Here is an 18,302-nt window from a genome sequence, read left to right as displayed (position 1 = left end):
TGAAAGCTGGCAGCGCGCTGTGGGTGGGTGCTGCGACGAGGAGACGACCTTCGCCACACTTCCATGACCACTGAACACTTTTGGTGCAGGTGACCAGTCTGCAAACTGGCCACCTGCACCACAAGTGATCGATCGTCCTCGGGCCCTACGTCCTAGGGCGCTACGACCCCACGAATGCCGTGGCGAAGAACGGAACGAACGTCACCAGCGCCAGAGCAGTCAGCAGCACCAGCGCACTCGGGATGGCGGCCTTGGCCACGCGCATGACGCTCATACCCGACATGCCGGAGGCGACGAACAGGTTGAGCCCCAGCGGCGGCGTGATCATGCCGATCTCCAGGTTCATCACGACGATGATGCCGAAGTGGATCGGGTCGATGCCCAACTCCATGGCGATCGGAAGCAGGATCGGGGCCAGGATGAGGATCGCCGAGGACGTCTCCATCACACAACCCACGAACAGCAGCAGGATGTTGACCAGTATGAGGAACTGCCACGGCTGCAGGTCCCAATTGGTGATCGTCTCCGAGATCGATCCTGGGATCCGCTCACTGGCGAGGACGAAGGTGAATAGGATGCCGTTGGCGATGATGAACATGACCATCGCCGAGGTCTTCACCGATGAGAGCGTGACTTCCCACAGCTGCGAGATCTTGATCTCGCGGTAGATGACCAGCGAGACCACCAGGGAGTACGCGACTGCGACGGCCGCCGCCTCGGTGGGGGTGAACCATCCGGAGTAGATTCCGCCGAGCACTAGGAATGGCAGTGCCAGCGCCAGGATCGCGTCACGGAAGGCCTTGAGTTTGTCCGCGTTCGACAGTTTGAAGCCCTCTCCGGCGTTGCCGTACCCCTTCTTCCAGGCGACGAACACTGCCATGCCCAGAAGCATGACGCCGGCGAGAATGCCCGGCAGAATTCCTGCCAGGAACAGGTCACCGATATTCTGCTCGGTGGCGATGCCGAAGACGATGAGCGGGATCGATGGCGGAATGAGAATTCCCAAGGACCCCGAGGTGGCCACGAGTCCCGTGGAGAACTCCTTCGGGTACCCGTTCCTGATCATGGCCGGGATCATCAGCGCACCGACGGCAACGACTGTGGCCGGGGATGAGCCGGAGACGGCTGCGAAGAACATGCACGCAAGCACCGTGGTGATCGCCATGCCGCCGCGCAGGTGACCGACCATGGCGGCACCGAAGTCGGTCAGCCGCTTGGAGATTCCCCCGCGGGACATGATGTTGGCCGCGAGGATGAAGAACGGGATCGCCATCAGCGGGAACGAGTTCAGGGCGTTGAAGAGCCGTTCCGAGACTTGGGTCATGGGGATGAGCGTGAAGTAGTAGAAGTAGACGAGGCTGGTCAGGCCCAGGGCCACCGCGATGGGCGCCGAGGTGACGAGCAGCAGGATGAGGACTGCAATGAGAACGAATGTTGCTTCGAGCATCAGCGATCCCCTTCCTTCGTGTCGTCGATGGCGATGTCGTTCACGTCGATGCCGACCGCTGCGGCTTCCTCAGCAAACACGTCCTTGTCGAGTTCTTCGGCCGGGGCCTTGATGGCGCGGATGAGCATCTCGGCGGCACGGATGAAGAACAGCGTCATCCCCACCGCCAGCGAGAGCTCGACGACCCACAGAGGCAGTTTGAGCGCGGGCGTGATCGTCGTCCGTGAGAAGGGCTCACTGATGAGCGCCCAGGACAGGTAGGCGATGAAGCCCGCGTAGATCAGCGTCATGAGGCCGCCGAGGACGACGAAGAACTTCTTCTTCTTGCCATTGAGCAGCGTCGGCATGATGTCGACGGCGACGTGCTCGTTGTGTCGCAGGGTCACGACCGCACCGAAGAAGGTCGAGCAAATGATGAGGTAGATGATGGCCTCTTCGGACCAGAAAAGGACATCACCGGTGATGTTGCGCAGGAGCACGGCGAAGACCGCGAGTGCTGTGGCGCCGATGAGACTGGCGCCGGCCAGGAAGTTCTCCACCCGGCTCAGATACTTGTCGAAGGTTCTCATCGTCACTCCCGTTCCTTGTCACGCTGCAGGAGCTCATCGATGACCTCAGAGCCGATGACATCCCGGTACTTCTCGTACTCGGAGGGCACGACCAGGTCCTTGAACGACTGGCGTTCCTTCTTCGTGGGCACGACGATCTTTGTGCCACCGGATTCTTCGATGAGCCGCTTCGACTCCGCGTTGACCTTCTGTGCTTCCTCCCGGTTGAACTCGGAGGCTTCATCGGCGGATTCGTCGACGACGGCCTGCAGGTCGTCCGGAAGTTCGTCGTACCAGCGCTTGTTCACGGTGAGGATGTAGCCGATGTAGCCATGGTTGAGCTCGGTGACGTACTTCTGGACTGTGTGCATCTTCTGCGACTCAATGTTCGAGTACGTGTTCTCACCACCATCGATGAGACCCTGCTGCAGACCGTTGTAGACCTCGGCGAAGGCCAAGGGAGAGGGGATCCCGCCCCAGGTCTCGAACTGGGTGCGCAGAACGTCCGAGGGCTGGATACGATACTTCTTGCCCGTCATGTCCTTAGGCGAGAGCGTTGGGTTGTTCGAGTGGATCTGCTTCATCCCCGAATCCCACAGGCCCAGAACCTTCAGCCCGTTGGCCTCGAGATCGGGATTGGCGTAGATCGCCTTGCCGATCTCCGTGTCGGGGCTGACGATCTCGGGGATCTCATCTGGGTGATCGAAGATGAACGGCAGATCGAGGACCTGCAGGCTCGGTGCGATCGTGGTGAACTTCGCGCTCGCCGGGGCGAGCATCTGCACGGCATTGGACTGCAGCGCCTGCATCTCGTCCTTGTCGCCGTAGAGCTCGGAGTTCGGGAACACCTCGACCTTGATGCGGCCTTCCGACTTCTCCTCGATCTGCTTCGCGAAGAAGTCGGCGGCAAGTCCCTTCGGCGTACCCGTCGAGGTCACATGGGCAAAGCGCAGTTCGAACTTCTCCTGCGTGCCGCTGCGCGCGGGATTGCACCCGCTCAGGGCCAGTAGGCAGATCGACAGGCAGGCAACCAAAGGTTTCCACCCGGATCGTCGTATCGACGTCATCGTCAGCTCCAGTTATCGAGATCAATGTCGTGTCAGTCTCCGAGGCGACGAGAGCAGACATCGCAGTCTGCTGCACACCTGCACGGCAACGTGCCTTGGTGGTCACCGTCGGAGCCAAACGATTTTGAGCTTAGACGAGTATCAGTCGATTTCCAATATTATCTGCCAAACAATGCATTATTTCTTGAGATGTGGGAATCCAAGGGCCTGTGCGGCATGAGAAAGATCGGCGGGTTATTCGCAGCCGCCGATTGGCAGGAGGAGTCGCGAAGGGGAGCGGGGTTGCTCAGTCCGCGTCGAAGTCGAAGGGGTCGGCGATCGGTTCGCCTGTGGTCGACTCGGCCAGGCGGAGGAATCCGTTCGTGATGTGATCGCCGAGGTGGGTCGCCGCTGCGTCGGGATCGATTCGTTTCACGGCATCGACGATGGCCTGGTGCTCACTGTGGACTTGGTTGAGCCGATCCGAGCTGTCAAGGGTGAGATCCCAGGGAAACGCCCGCCACCGCGTGGCGATGTCATCACGCAGGGCAGGCAGTCCGCATCGGTCATAGAAGAAGAAGTGGAACTCCTCGTTGCGGGTATTGCGGCCCATGGCATCGCCTTCTTCGCTGGCGGCATCCAACGCCTCGAGGAGTTTCTCTGCCTGGCGCAGCTCGTGGCGGGAGATCCGTGTCGTGGCGCGGGCGATGGCGAAGGTCTCGGTCAGCTTCCGGGTGATGAAGAGAGACTTGAGTCGGTCGATGTCGACGCCAGCCACACGGACACCGCGGTGAGCCTCGGAGGACACAAGGCCTTCGGACTCGAGAATCCGCAGGGCTTCGCGGACAGGGGTGATCGAGGCGCTGAACCAGTCGGCGACCTGGTCCTGGCGCAGACGCTCGCCGCGATCGAGTTCGCGGCCGAGGATCTTCCGGCGCAGGCCGAGGACGATTTTGTCCCGCTTCGTCGAAGCCGACTCTTGATCCATCTGCCGTTTCCCTTCGTTCTGCTCGTCGCTGCCACTGCACGTGCTTACGGTCGTCACGTCTGACTGATGAGTCTATCCTGATCAAGAGATTCTATCGTTAATAATGCATTCTAAGCACGAAGATGTATTATTTAGACGTCAACTCGTGAAAACTCGCTGTGGAGGCCCCTTGCACGCTGAACTTCCCTTATCCGGGATCACCGTCATCAGTTGCGAGCAGGCTGTGGCCGCGCCCTTTGCGTCTCGGCAGCTCGCCGATCTGGGCGCTCGTGTGATCAAGATCGAACGCCCCGGAAACGGGGACTTCGCTCGCGGCTATGACACGACGGTCAACGGAATGGCGAGCCACTTCGTGTGGCTCAACCGCAACAAGGAGAGCCTGAGCCTCGACCTCAAACACCCGGAGGGTAAGAAGATCCTCAAGGATCTCGTCGCCGAGGCCGACGTGTTCATCCAGAACTTCGCTCCCGGCGCCGCCGAGCGCTTGGGCTTCAGTGCCGAAGAGCTGCGCGGCATGAACGATCGACTCATCTACGCCTCGATCTCCGGATACGGACCAGACGGGCCGTACAAGAATGCCAAGGCATACGATGCGCTTGTGCAGGCCGAGGCAGGTTTGGTCTCCGTAACGGGGACCGAGGATCATCCCGCGAAGACGGGAATCTCAACGGCGGACATCTCCGCTGGCATGTACACATATTCCGGCATCCTCACCGCGCTGTTCAACCGTGAGCGCACCGGTGAGGGCGCCACGCTCCAGATCAGCCTCTTCGACTCCCTCGTCGAATGGATGGGCTACCCCCTGTACTTCACCCACGGCGGTGGAACCCGGCCCACGAGGGCAGGAACCTCGCATGCGGCTATCGCCCCGTACGGTGCCTTCACCTGCGGTGATGGCACTCAGATCATGCTCGCGATTCAGAACGAACGTGAATGGAAGAGCTTCGCCACCCACGTTCTGGGTCGGGACGACATGGTCACCGACGACCGCTTTGACCGGGCCGCCCACCGTTATGCCCACCGCGATGAACTCCAGACGATCATCGAAGGTGTCTTCGCTGACTTCACCGGCGCGCACTGCGATGAGCTCCTCGAAACGGCCAAGGTCGCCCACTCGAGGCAGCGGGATATGACCGAGATCGCCGATCACCCTCAGCTGGTCGAACGCGAGCGCTGGCAGGATGTCGGGTCTCCGGTCGGACCGATTCCGATGCTCGTGCCCCCGGTCGGCATGTCCGGGGTCGAACCTCGGATGGATCCGATTCCCGACGTAGGTGACCATACGGACACCATCCTCGGCGATCTGGGATTCAGTCCTGAGAAGGTTGCCGAACTCCATCGCGAAGGAGCAGTCTGATCACCATGGCCGAACAACCTGACACAACACCGGCCTTCGCGTATACGTCTCTGCTGCCCACCAGCGGTGCGGGCCCGGCCATGCGCCGCCTCGACATCGACGGTGTGAAGCAGATCCACGCCGAGGTGGCCGACGAGTCCAGATCCTTCCTGCAGGTCGCGCCCGCAACGCTCACCAACCTCGCCGAGGTGGCCTTCAAAGAGGTCTCGCACTACCTGCGCACCGACCACCTGGCCAGCCTGCGCGCCATCATCGATGATCCGGAGGCCAGCGCCAACGACGTCTTCGTCGCCCTCGACCTGCTGCAGAACGCTTCGGTCTCAGCCGGGGAGATCCTGCCGATGTGCCAGGACACCGGTACCGCGATCGTCTCCGCCAAACGCGGCCCCAATGTGCTCACCGATGGTGACGATGCGAGGCACCTCTCGGCCGGCATCCACAAGGCGTACGAGGAACTCAACCTTCGCTACTCACAGTTGGCTCCGGTCAGCCTCTTCGAAGAGAAGAACACGGGCACCAACCTGCCCGCACAGATCGAAGTGGGCCTCAGTCCAGACGATGACTATGAGCTGCTGTTCATGGCCAAGGGCGGGGGAAGTGCGAACAAGTCCTTCCTCTACCAGGAGACGAAGGCCGTGCTCAACGAGTCATCGATGCTCGACTTCCTGGCAGAGAAGATCTCGACGCTGGGCACGGCAGCCTGCCCGCCCTACCACCTCGCAGTGGTCATCGGCGGACCCTCGGCGGAGTTCACGCTCAAGACCGCGAAACTAGCCAGCGCCCACTACCTCGATGACCTGCCGACGGCCGGGGACGCGAGACTGGGCCACGGGTTCCGGGACACGGACTTCGAAGACACCGTGTTCAGGCTGACGCAGACGCTCGGGTTCGGGGCACAGTTCGGCGGTAAGTACTTCTGCCACGACGTGCGCGTCGTCAGGCTCCCGCGCCACAACGGCTCACTGCCGATCGCCATCGCCGTGAGCTGCTCGGCCGACCGGCAGATCATCGCCCACATCAACGCCGAGGGTGTCTTCATCGAAGAGCTCGAGCACGATCCCGCTAGGTTCCTGCCCTCCATGGGCCGGGTCGAAGAGATCGAATCCGGCAATGTCACCGAGGTGGACCTCGACCGTCCCATGCCCGAACTCCAGTCACAGTTGAGCCAACTGGCTGTAGGGGACAGGCTCTCACTGTCCGGCACCGTGATCGTGGCCCGCGACATCGTCCACGCGAATCTGCGGCAGCGGTTAGGCGAGGGTGGCGAATTACCCGACTATTTCAAGGACCACCCCATCTACTATGCGGGACCGGCCAAGACTCCCGAAGGAATGCCCTCGGGATCGTTTGGACCGACCACCGCTTCACGGATGGACACCTATGTGCGCCAGTTCCAGGAAGCCGGCGGGTCGATGATCATGCTCGCCAAGGGCAACCGCTCGGCGCAGGTCAAAGACTCCTGTGCGGAATTCGGCGGGTTCTATCTCGGCTCCATCGGCGGGCCCGCGGCCCGTCTGGCTCAGGACTGCATCACGGATGTCGAAGTCCTCGACATGGAGGACCTCGGGATGGAAGCAGTCTGGCGGATCACAGTTGAGGACTTCCCGGCCTTCATCATCACCGACGACAAGGGCAACGACTTCTTCGACAGCACTGGACCGGATACGACGATCGGGCTCGGGCGGACGAGAACAGCCAAGGACGGCGCCCGGCTGGACTGAACCGGCCACGGACCACCACGAACACGGCCACGTCGGGCCACCTCGGCGAGGCAGACAATCACAACTTCAGCAGCAGAGGATAAGGACTTCGAGATGGCAGTCAGCAGCGAAGAGCAGATGATGATCGACACGGTCGCCGAGTTCATCGACCACGACGTCAAACCCCACGTCAACCGGGTTGAGCACGCCGACGAATACCCGGAGAAGTGGATCCAGACGATGAAGGACATGGGCATCTACGGACTCGCGATCGACGAGCCCTGGGGCGACGGCAAAGTCTCGACCGAGGCGTATGCGCTCATCACGCAGGAACTGGCCCGCGGGTGGATGTCCTTAGCCGGTGCCATGGGCGGGCACACCGTCGTGGCCAAGCTCATCGCCGAATACGGCACAAGCGAGCAGAAGGACAAGTACCTGCCGCGCATGGCCACCGGTGAGCTGCGCGCGACCATGGCCCTGACCGAGCCCGGTGGTGGCTCTGACCTGCAGGCCATGCGCACCTCGGCGGCCAAGGACGGCGAGGACTACGTTATCAACGGGTCGAAGACCTGGATCACCAATGCCCGCAAGTCCGATCTCATCGCACTGCTGTGCAAGACCGACCCGTCCGCCGATCCACGCCACAAGGGCATCTCGATCATCCTTGTTGAGAAGGGCGAGGGTTTCACGGTGTCGAAGAACCTCTCGAAGCTCGGTTACAAGGGTGTCGAGACCTGCGAACTCGTGTTCGAGAACCTGCGTCAGCCGCAGTCCCAGCTGCTCGGCTCGGTCGAAGGTGTGGGCTTCAAACAGATGATGAAGGGCCTGGAGATCGGCCGCATCCAGGTGGCCTCCCGCTCGCTGGGCGTGGCCCAGGCTGCCCTGAATGACGCGGTGAAGTACTCGCAGGAACGCGAATCCATGGGCAAGCCGATCTGGCGTCACCAGGCCGTGGGCAACCAGCTGGCGAAGATGGCCACGAAGCTCGAAGCCGCTCGGCAGCTCGTCCTCCACGCAGCGAGGACCTACGACTCCGGTGAGCGCGTGGACATGGAGGCCGGCATGGCCAAGTACTACGCCTCAGAGATGGCCGCCGAGGTGGCCCTTGACGCCATCCGTGTCCATGGCGGTTACGGATATTCCACCGAATACGACGTCGAACGCTACTACCGTGACGCCCCGCTGATGATCGTCGGCGAAGGCACCAACGAGATCCAATTGAACGTCATCGCCAAGCAGCTCATCGGCCGGAATAAGGCCTGAGAGGGAGACTCACCATGACGCACAAACCCAGGCCCAGGCCGAATACCCCGCACTTCATGACCGAGGAGCGGCTGGAGATCCAGGCGCTCGCTCGCGAGTTCGCCCACGATGTCGTCCTCCCGCTAGCTAATGAGCTCGACCCCATCGAAGGGCAGTTCCCGGACTGGTTCATCAAACAGATGGCCGACATGGGGTTCTTCGGCATCCTCATCCCCGAAGAATACGGCGGTCTGGGACTTGGCGTATTCGAGTACTGCCTCGTCGCCGAAGAACTCTCCAGAGCCTGGATGTCCGTTGGTGGACTGCTGGCTCGGGGCAACGGGATGGGCGGTGGCTTCTCACCCGAGCAAGAAGCCCGGCTGCTGCCGAAGGTCGCCACAGGTGAGTATTTGGGTGCGTTTGCACTGTCCGAGGCCGAGGCAGGGTCCGATGTTGCCAACATTCGCTGCAAAGCCACCCGCGCCGATGACGGAGGCTGGGTCATCAACGGCACGAAGATGTGGTGCACGTTCGCCGATCAGGCCGACTATGTCATTCTCTTCGCGCGCACCTCGACCGACGAAGAGAAGCGGCACCGCGGAATCTCAGCATTCCTCGTGGAGAAGAACCGCGGTTCCTTCCCTGAAGGGATGAGCGGGACTGCTGTGAAGAAGATCGGCTACTTCGGATGGAAGACCTGGGATCTGGCCTTCGACGACTTCCACCTGCCAGCCGAAGCACTGCTGGGCGAGGAAGATCGTGGCTTCTACCAAGCCGTCTCAGGTCTTGAAGTCGGTCGTGCGCATACGGCGGCTCGGTCGATTGGTTTGGCGCAGGCGGCACTTGAGGACTCGATCGCGTATCTCAAGCAGCGGGTCCAGTTCGGCCACCCCTTGGCCGATTTCCAGCATCTGCGGTTCAAGGTCGCTGACATGGCCGCCCAGATCGAGGCATCCCGGGCACTCATGTATCACGTGTGTACGCAGATCGATTCTGGTGCACGCTGTGACAAGGAAGCTGCCATGGTGAAGTACCTGGCGGCCGAGATGGCGGAGAAGGTGACCTCGGAGGCGGTGCAGATTCATGGTGGTGCCGGGTACACGAAGGACTTTGCCGTGGAGCGTCACTGGAGAGATGCGAGGTTGACGAAGATCTTCGAGGGCTCGTCTGAGATCCAGATGCGCATCATCTCCGATGAACTGTTAGGACGTTGACATGACTGAGACCAACCTGCAGGACTGGGTCGGCCGATCCAGCACCGAAGAAGACATTGCCTCTCCGACCAGCGCGGCCCGACTGGCCACACTGCTTGAACAGGACGTTTCCGGAGGCTCGGGCCCACAGAAACTGTTCCCCGTGGGACACTGGTTGCACTTCGCCGAAGACGACGTTCCGATGAGCGAGCTGGGAACAGACGGTCACGTGAAGCTCGGCGGATTCATGCCCCCGGTCGGACTGCCCAGGCGCATGTGGGCCGGCAGCAAGCTCGAATTCCATGCTCCGATTCTCGCCGGGCAGAAGTTGTCGCGGACGACGACCATCGAATCGATCACGGAGAAGACCGGCGGCAGCGGTTCCCTCTGCTTCGTCGTGCTGCGCCACGAGGTCTCCGCCGATGGAAACCTCGCGACGACGGATCGACACACGATCGTCTACCGGGAAGCCACCTCGGCGCCAGAAGGATCCACGGCGGCACCAGCGCGTGCGGATTCCCCGGCACCCGAAGGGTGGGACTGGGTGCGCTCGGTGCGACCCAACGAGGTCACGCTCTTCCGCTACTCAGCTTTGACATTCAACTCCCACCGCATCCACTACGACCACCCGTATGTGACGGGCGTCGAAGGGTATCCGGGACTCGTCACCCACGGCCCGCTGACGGCCACGCTTCTGCTCGACGCATTCATGAAGAACCATCCAGAGGCGAGCGTCGCCACTTACGACTTCCGCGCGAAGTCACCCCTGTTCGCGAACGAGCAGATCCACCTCGTCGGTCGCAGCACCGGAGCGAACTCTCATGAACTCGAAGCCATCGGACCTGATGGTCAGACCGCGATCGCGGCAACTGTGACGACCACGGAAAGCTGAGGAGCTCCCATGTCTGAGACACGACCGGCACCACTGACTGGATTGAAAGTCGTCGAGATCTCTGCCTTCATCGCAGCACCTTTGGGTGCGATGACCCTGGCACAGTTGGGTGCCGACGTCATCCGCATCGACCCGATCGGCGGCAACATCGACGCCAACCGCTGGCCGATCAGCGATGACGGCACGAGCATCTACTGGGCGAGTCTGAATAAGGGCAAGCGCTCGGTCACCCTCGATCTCAAGTCCGAAGAGGGACAGAAGATCGCCACCGACCTCATCGCTGAGGCGGGCACCCTGGTGACGAACCTGCCCGCTCGCGGATGGCTGAGCTACGACAATCTCGTCCAGCACCGTGAAGATCTGGTCATGCTGCGGCTTAACGGATCCCATGATGGGAAGCCAGCCGTGGACTACACGATCAATGCGGCCAGCGGGTTCCCGATCATCACCGGCGATGACGAGCGACCGGTCAACAATGCGCTGCCGGCTTGGGACGTCATCGCCGGCCTGTACATTGCCAATGGCATTACTGCCGCGGAGCTCGATCGCCGGACTTCGGGCAAGGGGCAGGAGATTAACCTCGCTCTGTCCGATGCGATGCTCGCAACCGTGGGCAACCTCGGGTACATCGCCGAGGTGCAGTCGACAGGTTCAACGCGGGGGCCGTTGGGCAATGGGCTCTATGGAGCGTATGGGCAGTCGTTTAAGACCTCGGACGAACGCGAGATTATGGTCGCCGTCATCTCGAACAAGCACTGGCGCGGGTTGGGTAAGGCGACAGGACTGAGCGAGAAGCTCGAGATGATCGGGCCGATGCTTGACGTTGATCTCACGACCGAAGGCGGTCGGTTCGAAGCCCGCGAGGCCATCGATGCGGTGCTGCGCCCGTGGTTCGCTGCACACACCGTCGCCGAGGCGGCTTCTGCATTGGCAGGCGCCGGAGCGCTTCAGGGCGAGTTCCAGACGTTTGAGGAGCTGGTGAACAACGATCCTTGGTGCTCGTTGGAGAACCCTTTGTTTAGTGAGATCGAGCAGCAGGGAGTCGGTCGCGTGCTGGCGCCGCGGGTGCCGTTGTCGTTCTCGGGGACGCCTGCCAATGTGGCACTCCCTGCTCCGCAGTTGGGCGGGGATACGGAGAACGTGTTGGCAAATGTGCGTGGCTTCAATTCCGAGGGGACTGCGGAATTGAAGACTGGCAATGTTCTCGACTGACTGCGGATGTAAAGTTCGAGACACTTCTATTGGTCAGGAGTAACTTACAACTGCCGCAGGGGCGGTGTACGGCTCAACTATCGATTCTCAGTAGAACGTTTTTGTTATCAGATCGGCGCGAACGATCGTCGAATGAACCGCAGGTACGGAAGCCAAGTTAGTGGTGGGACACCACTCTTCTTCAAATGTTGAGTCAGAGACGCGCGGCGGGTAGAACTATTACGCATCTCGAACGGACACCATTCAAGAAGATGACGGAAAGCCTGAAAATTCTGAACTCGAGTGGGCCTCTGCTCTCCTTTGGGATTTGACAAAAACCGACCCAGTCAGTGCACCTAGCCCTTACGGGGGCCGGTTCCGTGCGTGGACCCAAACTTGGGCGCGCCCGGCGTTTCGTACGAAGTGATGTTTTGGGTTATGTTCGAGGTGCAGAGATTTCGAAAGGTGAAAAATTGAATGGCCACTGAACCGCTACGCGCGCCGTTTGGCGACTCTTCAGGGAGGTTGCGCGCATGTTAGACACCTCGCGATGGCCAATTGAGATGTTGGATGTCCTTAGAGCGGTACACCTGGACCCGAAGAACGTTCGCCTTGAGACTGCGGACGCCAAGGTTGAGGCCGATATCATCGAGGACTTGTTCGTCAACGAAGACGCGCTTGGTCTTGTCGAAGGCATTTGCAAAATTGGCTACTTGACGCACGAGACACCCGTGGTGTTGAAGCGTCAGGGAAAATATGTGATGGTCGAAGGCAATCGCCGGCTGGCAGCGCTTAAAGCGATTCAGAACCCAATGCTCGTGCCGGATTTCCAGGCTAGAATCTCCGCTCACGCCTCCTCTTTGCCGGACCGGTCAACGCTCGCGAAGGTGCGAGTTATGGTTGCTCCCAACCAAACCGAGGCAGATCAACTCATTGCAGCTATACACACGGGAAATCTGCGGAAGCCGTGGAGTCCCAGCCGGCAGGCCGCCTTCTTCCAAGCACAAATCGACTCAGGACGAGACCTGGGTGAGCTCCTAGATCGCTATCCGACCATTGATGTTCGGAAATTCGTTTTCCGGGCACACATCATGAATCTGTTCAAGTCTGTCAAATATGATGACGCTGAACTCCAGGACTTCCTCGCAACCAAGAAATGGTCGAGGGGGTTGTCGACGCTTGCTCGCATTTACGAGTCCAAGGATTTCCTTGCGATCACTGGAGTCGCGATGAACGCGAATGGCGACGTGTCAAAGAAAATTTCCAACACTGTGTTCAAGGATATTGCTACGGAAATTGTTCGTGGAATGTACGAGGAGAATATCAATACACGCAGCCTCAATTCCGTAAGCAGCCCTCGATACACGCAGTTGATGAAGGAGCTGCGGCAAATCGTTGAGGACGCCAACGAAGCAGACCCGAGCGTGAGCGGAGATCCAGTGCCGGGCCCGCGCGGAGACATTAGCCCGACAGAGGCCTCACCGGAAGGGGCTCCGGTGGAAACCGGAGCATCAAGTGCGGAGCCTCCCCGATCTGCACAACCAATTGATGCTGTCTCAACTTCCAAAAGTAGAGCTCCCGCCAAGCGGCCCGCACCTAAGAAGAAGCCGCGCAACCTCGATCTCGGACAGATAAAGGCACCTGAAGGTTATCCTGAGGCGCTTAAGAGTCTACTCGGAGAAATGTCTGTGGTTGATGTGCAAAAATTTCCAAACGGTACCTTTTTGATGACACGCGCTGTGTTAGAAAAGTCGATTAAAGCATTTGCTGAAGCGAAAACTATCGATATAAAATCCACGGGGAATAACCAAAATGGAAAGGTGCAGCTCGGACACGCACTGAACTGGCTATTGGACCACGTGAAATCTAACGGTCCCACCTATCTAATACAGGTAATCGAAGGAGTGCGGACAGGAAAACTCGTTGAGTACGTGAACTCAAGCGATTCTCTCAATGCGATCAACCACAATCACCATTTCATGGTCGATTCTGATCAGGCATTTTCGATGTGGGCGTCGATCGACTCCGTTATGAGATACCTGATGAAGCCATGAGCCGCGCAGGAATTACTGCTTCAACCCGCCGACCGAGAGTCTCTCCTCTGAGGTATCCCGGAGGCAAGTCTGCGCTGTACTCACGGCTCCGCAAACTGATCCGAGACATGGATCTCGCCGGCTGCACATATGTCGAACCATATGCTGGAGGTGTTGGGGCCGGACTCGGCCTACTTGTGACCGGGCAAGTGGAGCGTGTCGTGATTAACGACCTCGATCCGGCCATTCACGCCTTCTGGGCAACTACGCAGAACGATCCAGGCTGGATCATAGAGCAGATTCGCAAGGTCGAACTGAATGTCAGCGAGTGGCGCCGGCAGCGGGAAATCTACACCGCGGCGGACACGTCCGACATGGCAAAGCTCGGATTTGCAACTTTCTATCTCAATCGAACGAATAGATCAGGAGTGCTGAACGGAGGTCCCATTGGTGGGCTCGATCAGACAGGCAACTACAAGATCGACGCGAGGTTTAACCGAAACGGACTGATAGAGCGATTCAGAATCCTTGCTCTATACTCGGAAAACATTGTAGCTACGTCTCGCGACGGTATCGAAGTCATCGACGAATACGCCAGACGAGACGACACGTTCATATACGCTGACCCCCCTTACTTTGAAAAGGCGGGATCGTTGTATCTCAATGCATTCGCGGCAAATGACCATGAGAAATTAGCCCACGTTCTGAATGAACATTTGGGCTCGCCATGGCTTCTTACTTATGACAACGTTCCCCAAGTTGCGCAACTATACGGAGCGTGCAGGAGACGAGAGTTTGAGCTGAACTACTCGGCACACCGAGTTGGAAAAGCTACCGAAATTGCTGTGCTTTCTGCCGTAATGCCTGACGTCGGCGAAGGCTGGGGCCTACCGTCCGCTACGGCTGCCGAATGACGGTCGTGAACACTGGAGATGTCCGTCGTTCTGCACTATCAAAAGCCAGATAGGCTGTCAGTGACTTAGCCACACAAGTAGGAGCCCTGGCAATGAAAAAGGAAATCAACGTCGTCGGAGCTGTCGTGACCAGCGGGGGAAAAATACTCTCAGCTCAGCGGAGCGCGATTATGTCTCTGCCAGGCTTGTGGGAGTTCCCCGGCGGCAAGATTGAACCAGGAGAGACCCCTCGTGCTGCTCTGGTGAGAGAGATGCAGGAAGAACTTCTGTGCACGGTCGATATTGGCGACCAGGTCGCTTCCACGCGATACGAATACGACTTTGGATTCGTCACTCTGACGACCTTCTATGCGACGTTGGTCGACGGTGAACCACAGCTCACCGAGCACTCAGAAATCCGGTGGATCGATGCCGCTGATTTGGATTCGGTTGAGTGGGCTCCCGCCGATGTACCCGCAGTCGAGACGATCATGACTGCATTCTTAGCGCAGGAACGTTAAGAATGGATCTCGTTCCTGACCATATTCGGCACGACACGTCGTTCGGATTCCTCGACAAATCTGTTGCGGCAGAAAAACTCTTCAACCCGATGCTGGTCTCGAACTTCGAGTCCAACACCATGTACAAGACCATCCTTGAAGAACTGCGAAGGTCGAAAAGCTTCACCTTTTCAGTCGCGTTTGTTAGTCCGGACGCGATCGCTTCGTTGAAGCAGCCGTTGATCGAATTCCCGGGACGCGGCCGAATCATCACGTCCACCTATCTGGGCTTCAACTCTCCAGAATCATTTCGCGAACTGGCAAACCTGCGAGACCTCGGGATCGAGGTATTGGTTTATGAAAATGGACGACAAGGCTTCCACCCGAAAGGCTTCATTTTCGAGCAAGAACATGGCACGACCGCCATCGTCGGTAGTTCCAACCTCACATCACTAGCGCTCAAACGCAATCATGAATGGAATCTCAGATTCTCGGCTTTGCCTGGCGGTGACATCGTTGAGCAGCTAAGTGAGGCAATCGACGTCCAGCTGTCGTCATCGACCATACTCACTGACGCGTGGATTCGACGGTACGAAGAGCAGTACGTCCCGCCCAAGCCGACGCGGCCCCTGTCCGGTGTTCCGGTACCTGGGACGGGCGAGCTTTTTCAGATCCGTGCAAACGCTATGCAAGCGGAAGCGCTGGAGGAGATCGCGAAGGTGCGACGGTCCGGTGAGAAAAAGGCTCTGGTGGTCTCTGCGACGGGAACCGGAAAGACAATCCTTGCGGCCCTCGATGTGAAAGCAGTTGATCCGAAGAGAGTCCTGTTCGTCGTCCACCGTGAACAGATCCTGGACCGTGCGATCGAAGAATTCAGTAAAGTGCTCAATCTGACCATTGCTGACATCGGGAAGTTCGTCGGAGCGCGGAAGGAGCTTGACCGTCGATTCGTATTTGCGACGGTTCAATCGCTCGGAACACTGGATAAGCTTGGGCAAATCCCTCGAGACTATTTTGACTACATCCTGGTTGACGAGGTGCACCGGGCTGGTGCCACTATGCACCAGAATATTATTGGGTACTTTGAGCCAGACTTCATGTTGGGGATTACAGCAACGCCCGAGCGCACTGACGATTTCAACGTGTACAGCCTCTTCGACTACAACGTGCCCTATGAAATTCGACTGCAGAAGGCGCTCGAAGAAGACATGCTTGCGCCCTTCCATTATTACGGAGTGACAGACTTCGAAATAGACGGCGAAGTCGTCAGCGACGCTAGCAAACTCAGCACACTGATCGCGCCAGACCGAGTCGATCATCTTCTGAAAGCGATCGAAACATACGGTCACGTCGGAGACAAAGTTCGCGGCCTCATGTTCTGCAGTCGCAAAGACGAAGCGATCGAGCTATCGTCGTTGCTCAATCAGCGGCAGGTCCACGGTCGCCAGCTTCGCACGAGAACCCTGACCGGTGACGATTCCGTTCCAGTCCGCGAGGCAGTAGTCAGACAACTGGAGTCGGGAGAGCTTGACTACATCATCACGGTCGACGTGTTTAACGAAGGGATCGACATCCGCACGGTGAACCAGGTCGTGATGCTGCGCCAGACACAATCGAGCATTATCTTCACACAACAGCTTGGTCGTGGTCTACGTAAAGCTGTTGGCAAGAGCCATCTCATCGTTATCGACTTCATCGGCAACTATGCCAACAACTTTCTAGTCCCGATCGCGCTCTTTGGCGATAGCAGCCTCAACAAGGATTCGATCAGGAAAAAGATGATTGAAGCTCAAGACGTGGGTGCTGTCTCGGGCCTCTCAAGTATCAACTTTGACGCCATTGCCAAAGAGAGAATCTTCCGATCGATTGCAACGACGCGACTCGATAGCCTTAAAAATCTGAAGCAGTCATTCAGAGACCTCCATACCCGACTTGGACGCCCGCCTCGACTCATCGATTACGCCCGGTTCGACGTTGTTGATCCGGTAGTCATCGCAGGTGCGAAGGGCAATTACTGGGACCTGCTCAATAAGTTCAAAGTCGTCGACGAAGTTCCGAACCCGGCTGAAGATCAGGCACTGACATTCATCAGCTCTGAGTTTCTCAACGGTAAGCGACCACACGAGCTGCTTCTCTTGCAGCACCTTCTTGATACGCGATCGTCCACTTCGGAGATTGGTCTTCGACATCTACTAGAGAGCGCAGGAGCTAGCTCGGACCAGGCGACAATCACATCGCTGGAGCGTGTGTTCAACCTAGAATTTTTCACCGAAGGTGACCAAAAGAAATACGGATCACCAATTCTCGAATGGAGCCAAGAACGAATTTCTTTCACCAGCGAGTTCGCTTCAGAGCTAGACGAGAGTCCGATGTTTACTGAACATGTCAAAGACGTCGTCGACACTGGCCTGTTTCTGTCTCGTCATCGCTACCGGTGGGACAAACAACTGGAAGTGGGCAAGAAGTATTCGCGAAAGGACGTCTGCCGTCTCCTCAATTGGCAGAGCGATCAAAAGGGCACGATGTACGGGTACAAAGTTGACGTGTACTCGAACAGTTGCCCAATCTTCGTTACTTATCACAAAGACGATGAAGTCTCGGCCAGCACTTCGTATGAGGATTCGTTCCTCAGCGAGAGCACTCTTCGTTGGTTCACCCGGAGCAAGAGAACTTTGCAGAGCAAGGAAGTTCAGGCGATCGTCGGGAATCATGTTCCCCTCTACCTATTCGCAAAAAAGGACGATGCAGAAGGCACCGACTTCTACTATTTGGGTCAGGCTACGTCGTCGAATCCTGAACAAACGAAAATGCCTGGCGATGGCGGCAGGAGTCTCGATGTCGTCACCATGGATCTGAGCTTGGTGTCTCCAATCGAGCTGGCTCTCTACGACTATTTGACGACTGGACCAGCTCTGTCCAGTGAAACTCAAGATCCGCAGTCCACGTTGGAGCCCGAGGACGAAACCCCCAATATGCAATGCGAACAATTCATGGATAAGGAGTCCGCGACCACTCTATTCTGAATAAAACGGGCGCCGCGAACTTGCAAGCGATTGCCGTCGGGCACTTCGCCTGCAACCTCTCCTACCCGACATCGGAAAATCAGACAGTGACCATCTAGAACGACTGTTGGAACTCGCGAACGAGCGTCACTAGGCTCAAAACGACATAGCCCCACGCTCGCCGACGCTCAAAGCCCGGGGGCTGCTCGCACGCGTAAAACTGCTCGTGAGAGCACCCAAAAATGCCGAGGAAGTCATGTCCGAATTCCA

General features: G+C 58.5%; 14 protein-coding genes. 10 read left to right on the top strand and 4 right to left on the bottom strand.

Annotated features, from left to right (window positions below; translation table 11 throughout):
* Positions 1-160 precede the first annotated feature (160 nt).
* The 4 genes from BLT92_RS07995 to BLT92_RS07980 form a co-directional block, all read right to left on the bottom strand.
* Entirely contained in the window at positions 161-1,447 is a 1,287-nt protein-coding gene (locus tag BLT92_RS07995) for a TRAP transporter large permease (RefSeq protein ID WP_092104685.1), read from the bottom strand.
* Positions 1,447-2,016, bottom strand: a complete 570-nt coding sequence (locus BLT92_RS07990; RefSeq protein WP_092104683.1) for a TRAP transporter small permease — start codon at positions 2,014-2,016, stop codon at positions 1,447-1,449. Before BLT92_RS07990 ends, BLT92_RS07995 begins: the two co-directional genes overlap by 1 nt.
* A gap of 2 nt (positions 2,017-2,018) precedes the next feature.
* Positions 2,019-3,062, bottom strand: a complete 1,044-nt coding sequence (locus BLT92_RS07985; RefSeq protein ID WP_092104681.1) for a DctP family TRAP transporter solute-binding subunit — start codon at positions 3,060-3,062, stop codon at positions 2,019-2,021.
* Positions 3,063-3,348: 286 nt separating this feature from the next.
* Positions 3,349-4,029: a GntR family transcriptional regulator gene (locus BLT92_RS07980; protein WP_092104679.1), complete on the bottom strand. Its 681-nt coding sequence runs from the start codon at positions 4,027-4,029 to the stop codon at positions 3,349-3,351.
* Between the two features lie 169 nt (positions 4,030-4,198).
* Between BLT92_RS07980 and BLT92_RS07975 the strand changes: the two genes are divergently transcribed.
* The 10 genes from BLT92_RS07975 (at position 4,199) to BLT92_RS07930 (ending at position 18,053) form a co-directional block, all read left to right on the top strand.
* Positions 4,199-5,386: a CaiB/BaiF CoA transferase family protein gene (locus tag BLT92_RS07975; RefSeq protein ID WP_092104677.1), complete on the top strand. Its 1,188-nt coding sequence runs from the start codon at positions 4,199-4,201 to the stop codon at positions 5,384-5,386.
* Positions 5,387-5,391: 5 nt separating this feature from the next.
* Positions 5,392-7,107, top strand: coding sequence for a FumA C-terminus/TtdB family hydratase beta subunit (locus tag BLT92_RS07970; protein WP_092104676.1), 1,716 nt, complete (start codon positions 5,392-5,394; stop codon positions 7,105-7,107).
* A gap of 93 nt (positions 7,108-7,200) precedes the next feature.
* Entirely contained in the window at positions 7,201-8,349 is a 1,149-nt protein-coding gene (locus BLT92_RS07965; protein WP_092104674.1) for an acyl-CoA dehydrogenase family protein, read from the top strand.
* Between the two features lie 14 nt (positions 8,350-8,363).
* Positions 8,364-9,542, top strand: coding sequence for an acyl-CoA dehydrogenase family protein (locus BLT92_RS07960; protein ID WP_092104672.1), 1,179 nt, complete (start codon positions 8,364-8,366; stop codon positions 9,540-9,542).
* Between the two features lies 1 nt (position 9,543).
* On the top strand, positions 9,544-10,413 hold the full coding sequence (locus tag BLT92_RS07955; RefSeq protein ID WP_092104670.1) for an HTD2 family dehydratase: 870 nt from the start codon (positions 9,544-9,546) through the stop codon (positions 10,411-10,413).
* 9 nt (positions 10,414-10,422) lie between these two features.
* A complete protein-coding gene (locus BLT92_RS07950; RefSeq protein WP_092104668.1) occupies positions 10,423-11,625 on the top strand; it encodes a CoA transferase in 1,203 nt (400 codons plus the stop codon).
* 512 nt (positions 11,626-12,137) lie between these two features.
* Positions 12,138-13,658, top strand: coding sequence for a hypothetical protein (locus BLT92_RS07945; RefSeq protein ID WP_157691389.1), 1,521 nt, complete (start codon positions 12,138-12,140; stop codon positions 13,656-13,658).
* A complete protein-coding gene (locus BLT92_RS07940; RefSeq protein ID WP_092104664.1) occupies positions 13,655-14,551 on the top strand; it encodes a DNA adenine methylase in 897 nt (298 codons plus the stop codon). The genes BLT92_RS07945 and BLT92_RS07940 overlap by 4 nt, the downstream gene beginning before the upstream one ends.
* A gap of 92 nt (positions 14,552-14,643) precedes the next feature.
* Positions 14,644-15,051, top strand: a complete 408-nt coding sequence (locus BLT92_RS07935; protein ID WP_092104662.1) for a (deoxy)nucleoside triphosphate pyrophosphohydrolase — start codon at positions 14,644-14,646, stop codon at positions 15,049-15,051.
* A gap of 2 nt (positions 15,052-15,053) precedes the next feature.
* Positions 15,054-18,053, top strand: coding sequence for a DEAD/DEAH box helicase (locus tag BLT92_RS07930; RefSeq protein WP_092104660.1), 3,000 nt, complete (start codon positions 15,054-15,056; stop codon positions 18,051-18,053).
* The last annotated feature ends 249 nt before the right edge of the window (positions 18,054-18,302 follow it).

This window comes from Brevibacterium picturae (assembly GCF_900105045.1).
Lineage (GTDB): Bacteria > Actinomycetota > Actinomycetes > Actinomycetales > Brevibacteriaceae > Brevibacterium > Brevibacterium picturae.
The sequence above is the reverse complement of the archived record's forward strand: the minus strand, read 5'-3'. Positions and strand labels throughout refer to the sequence as shown.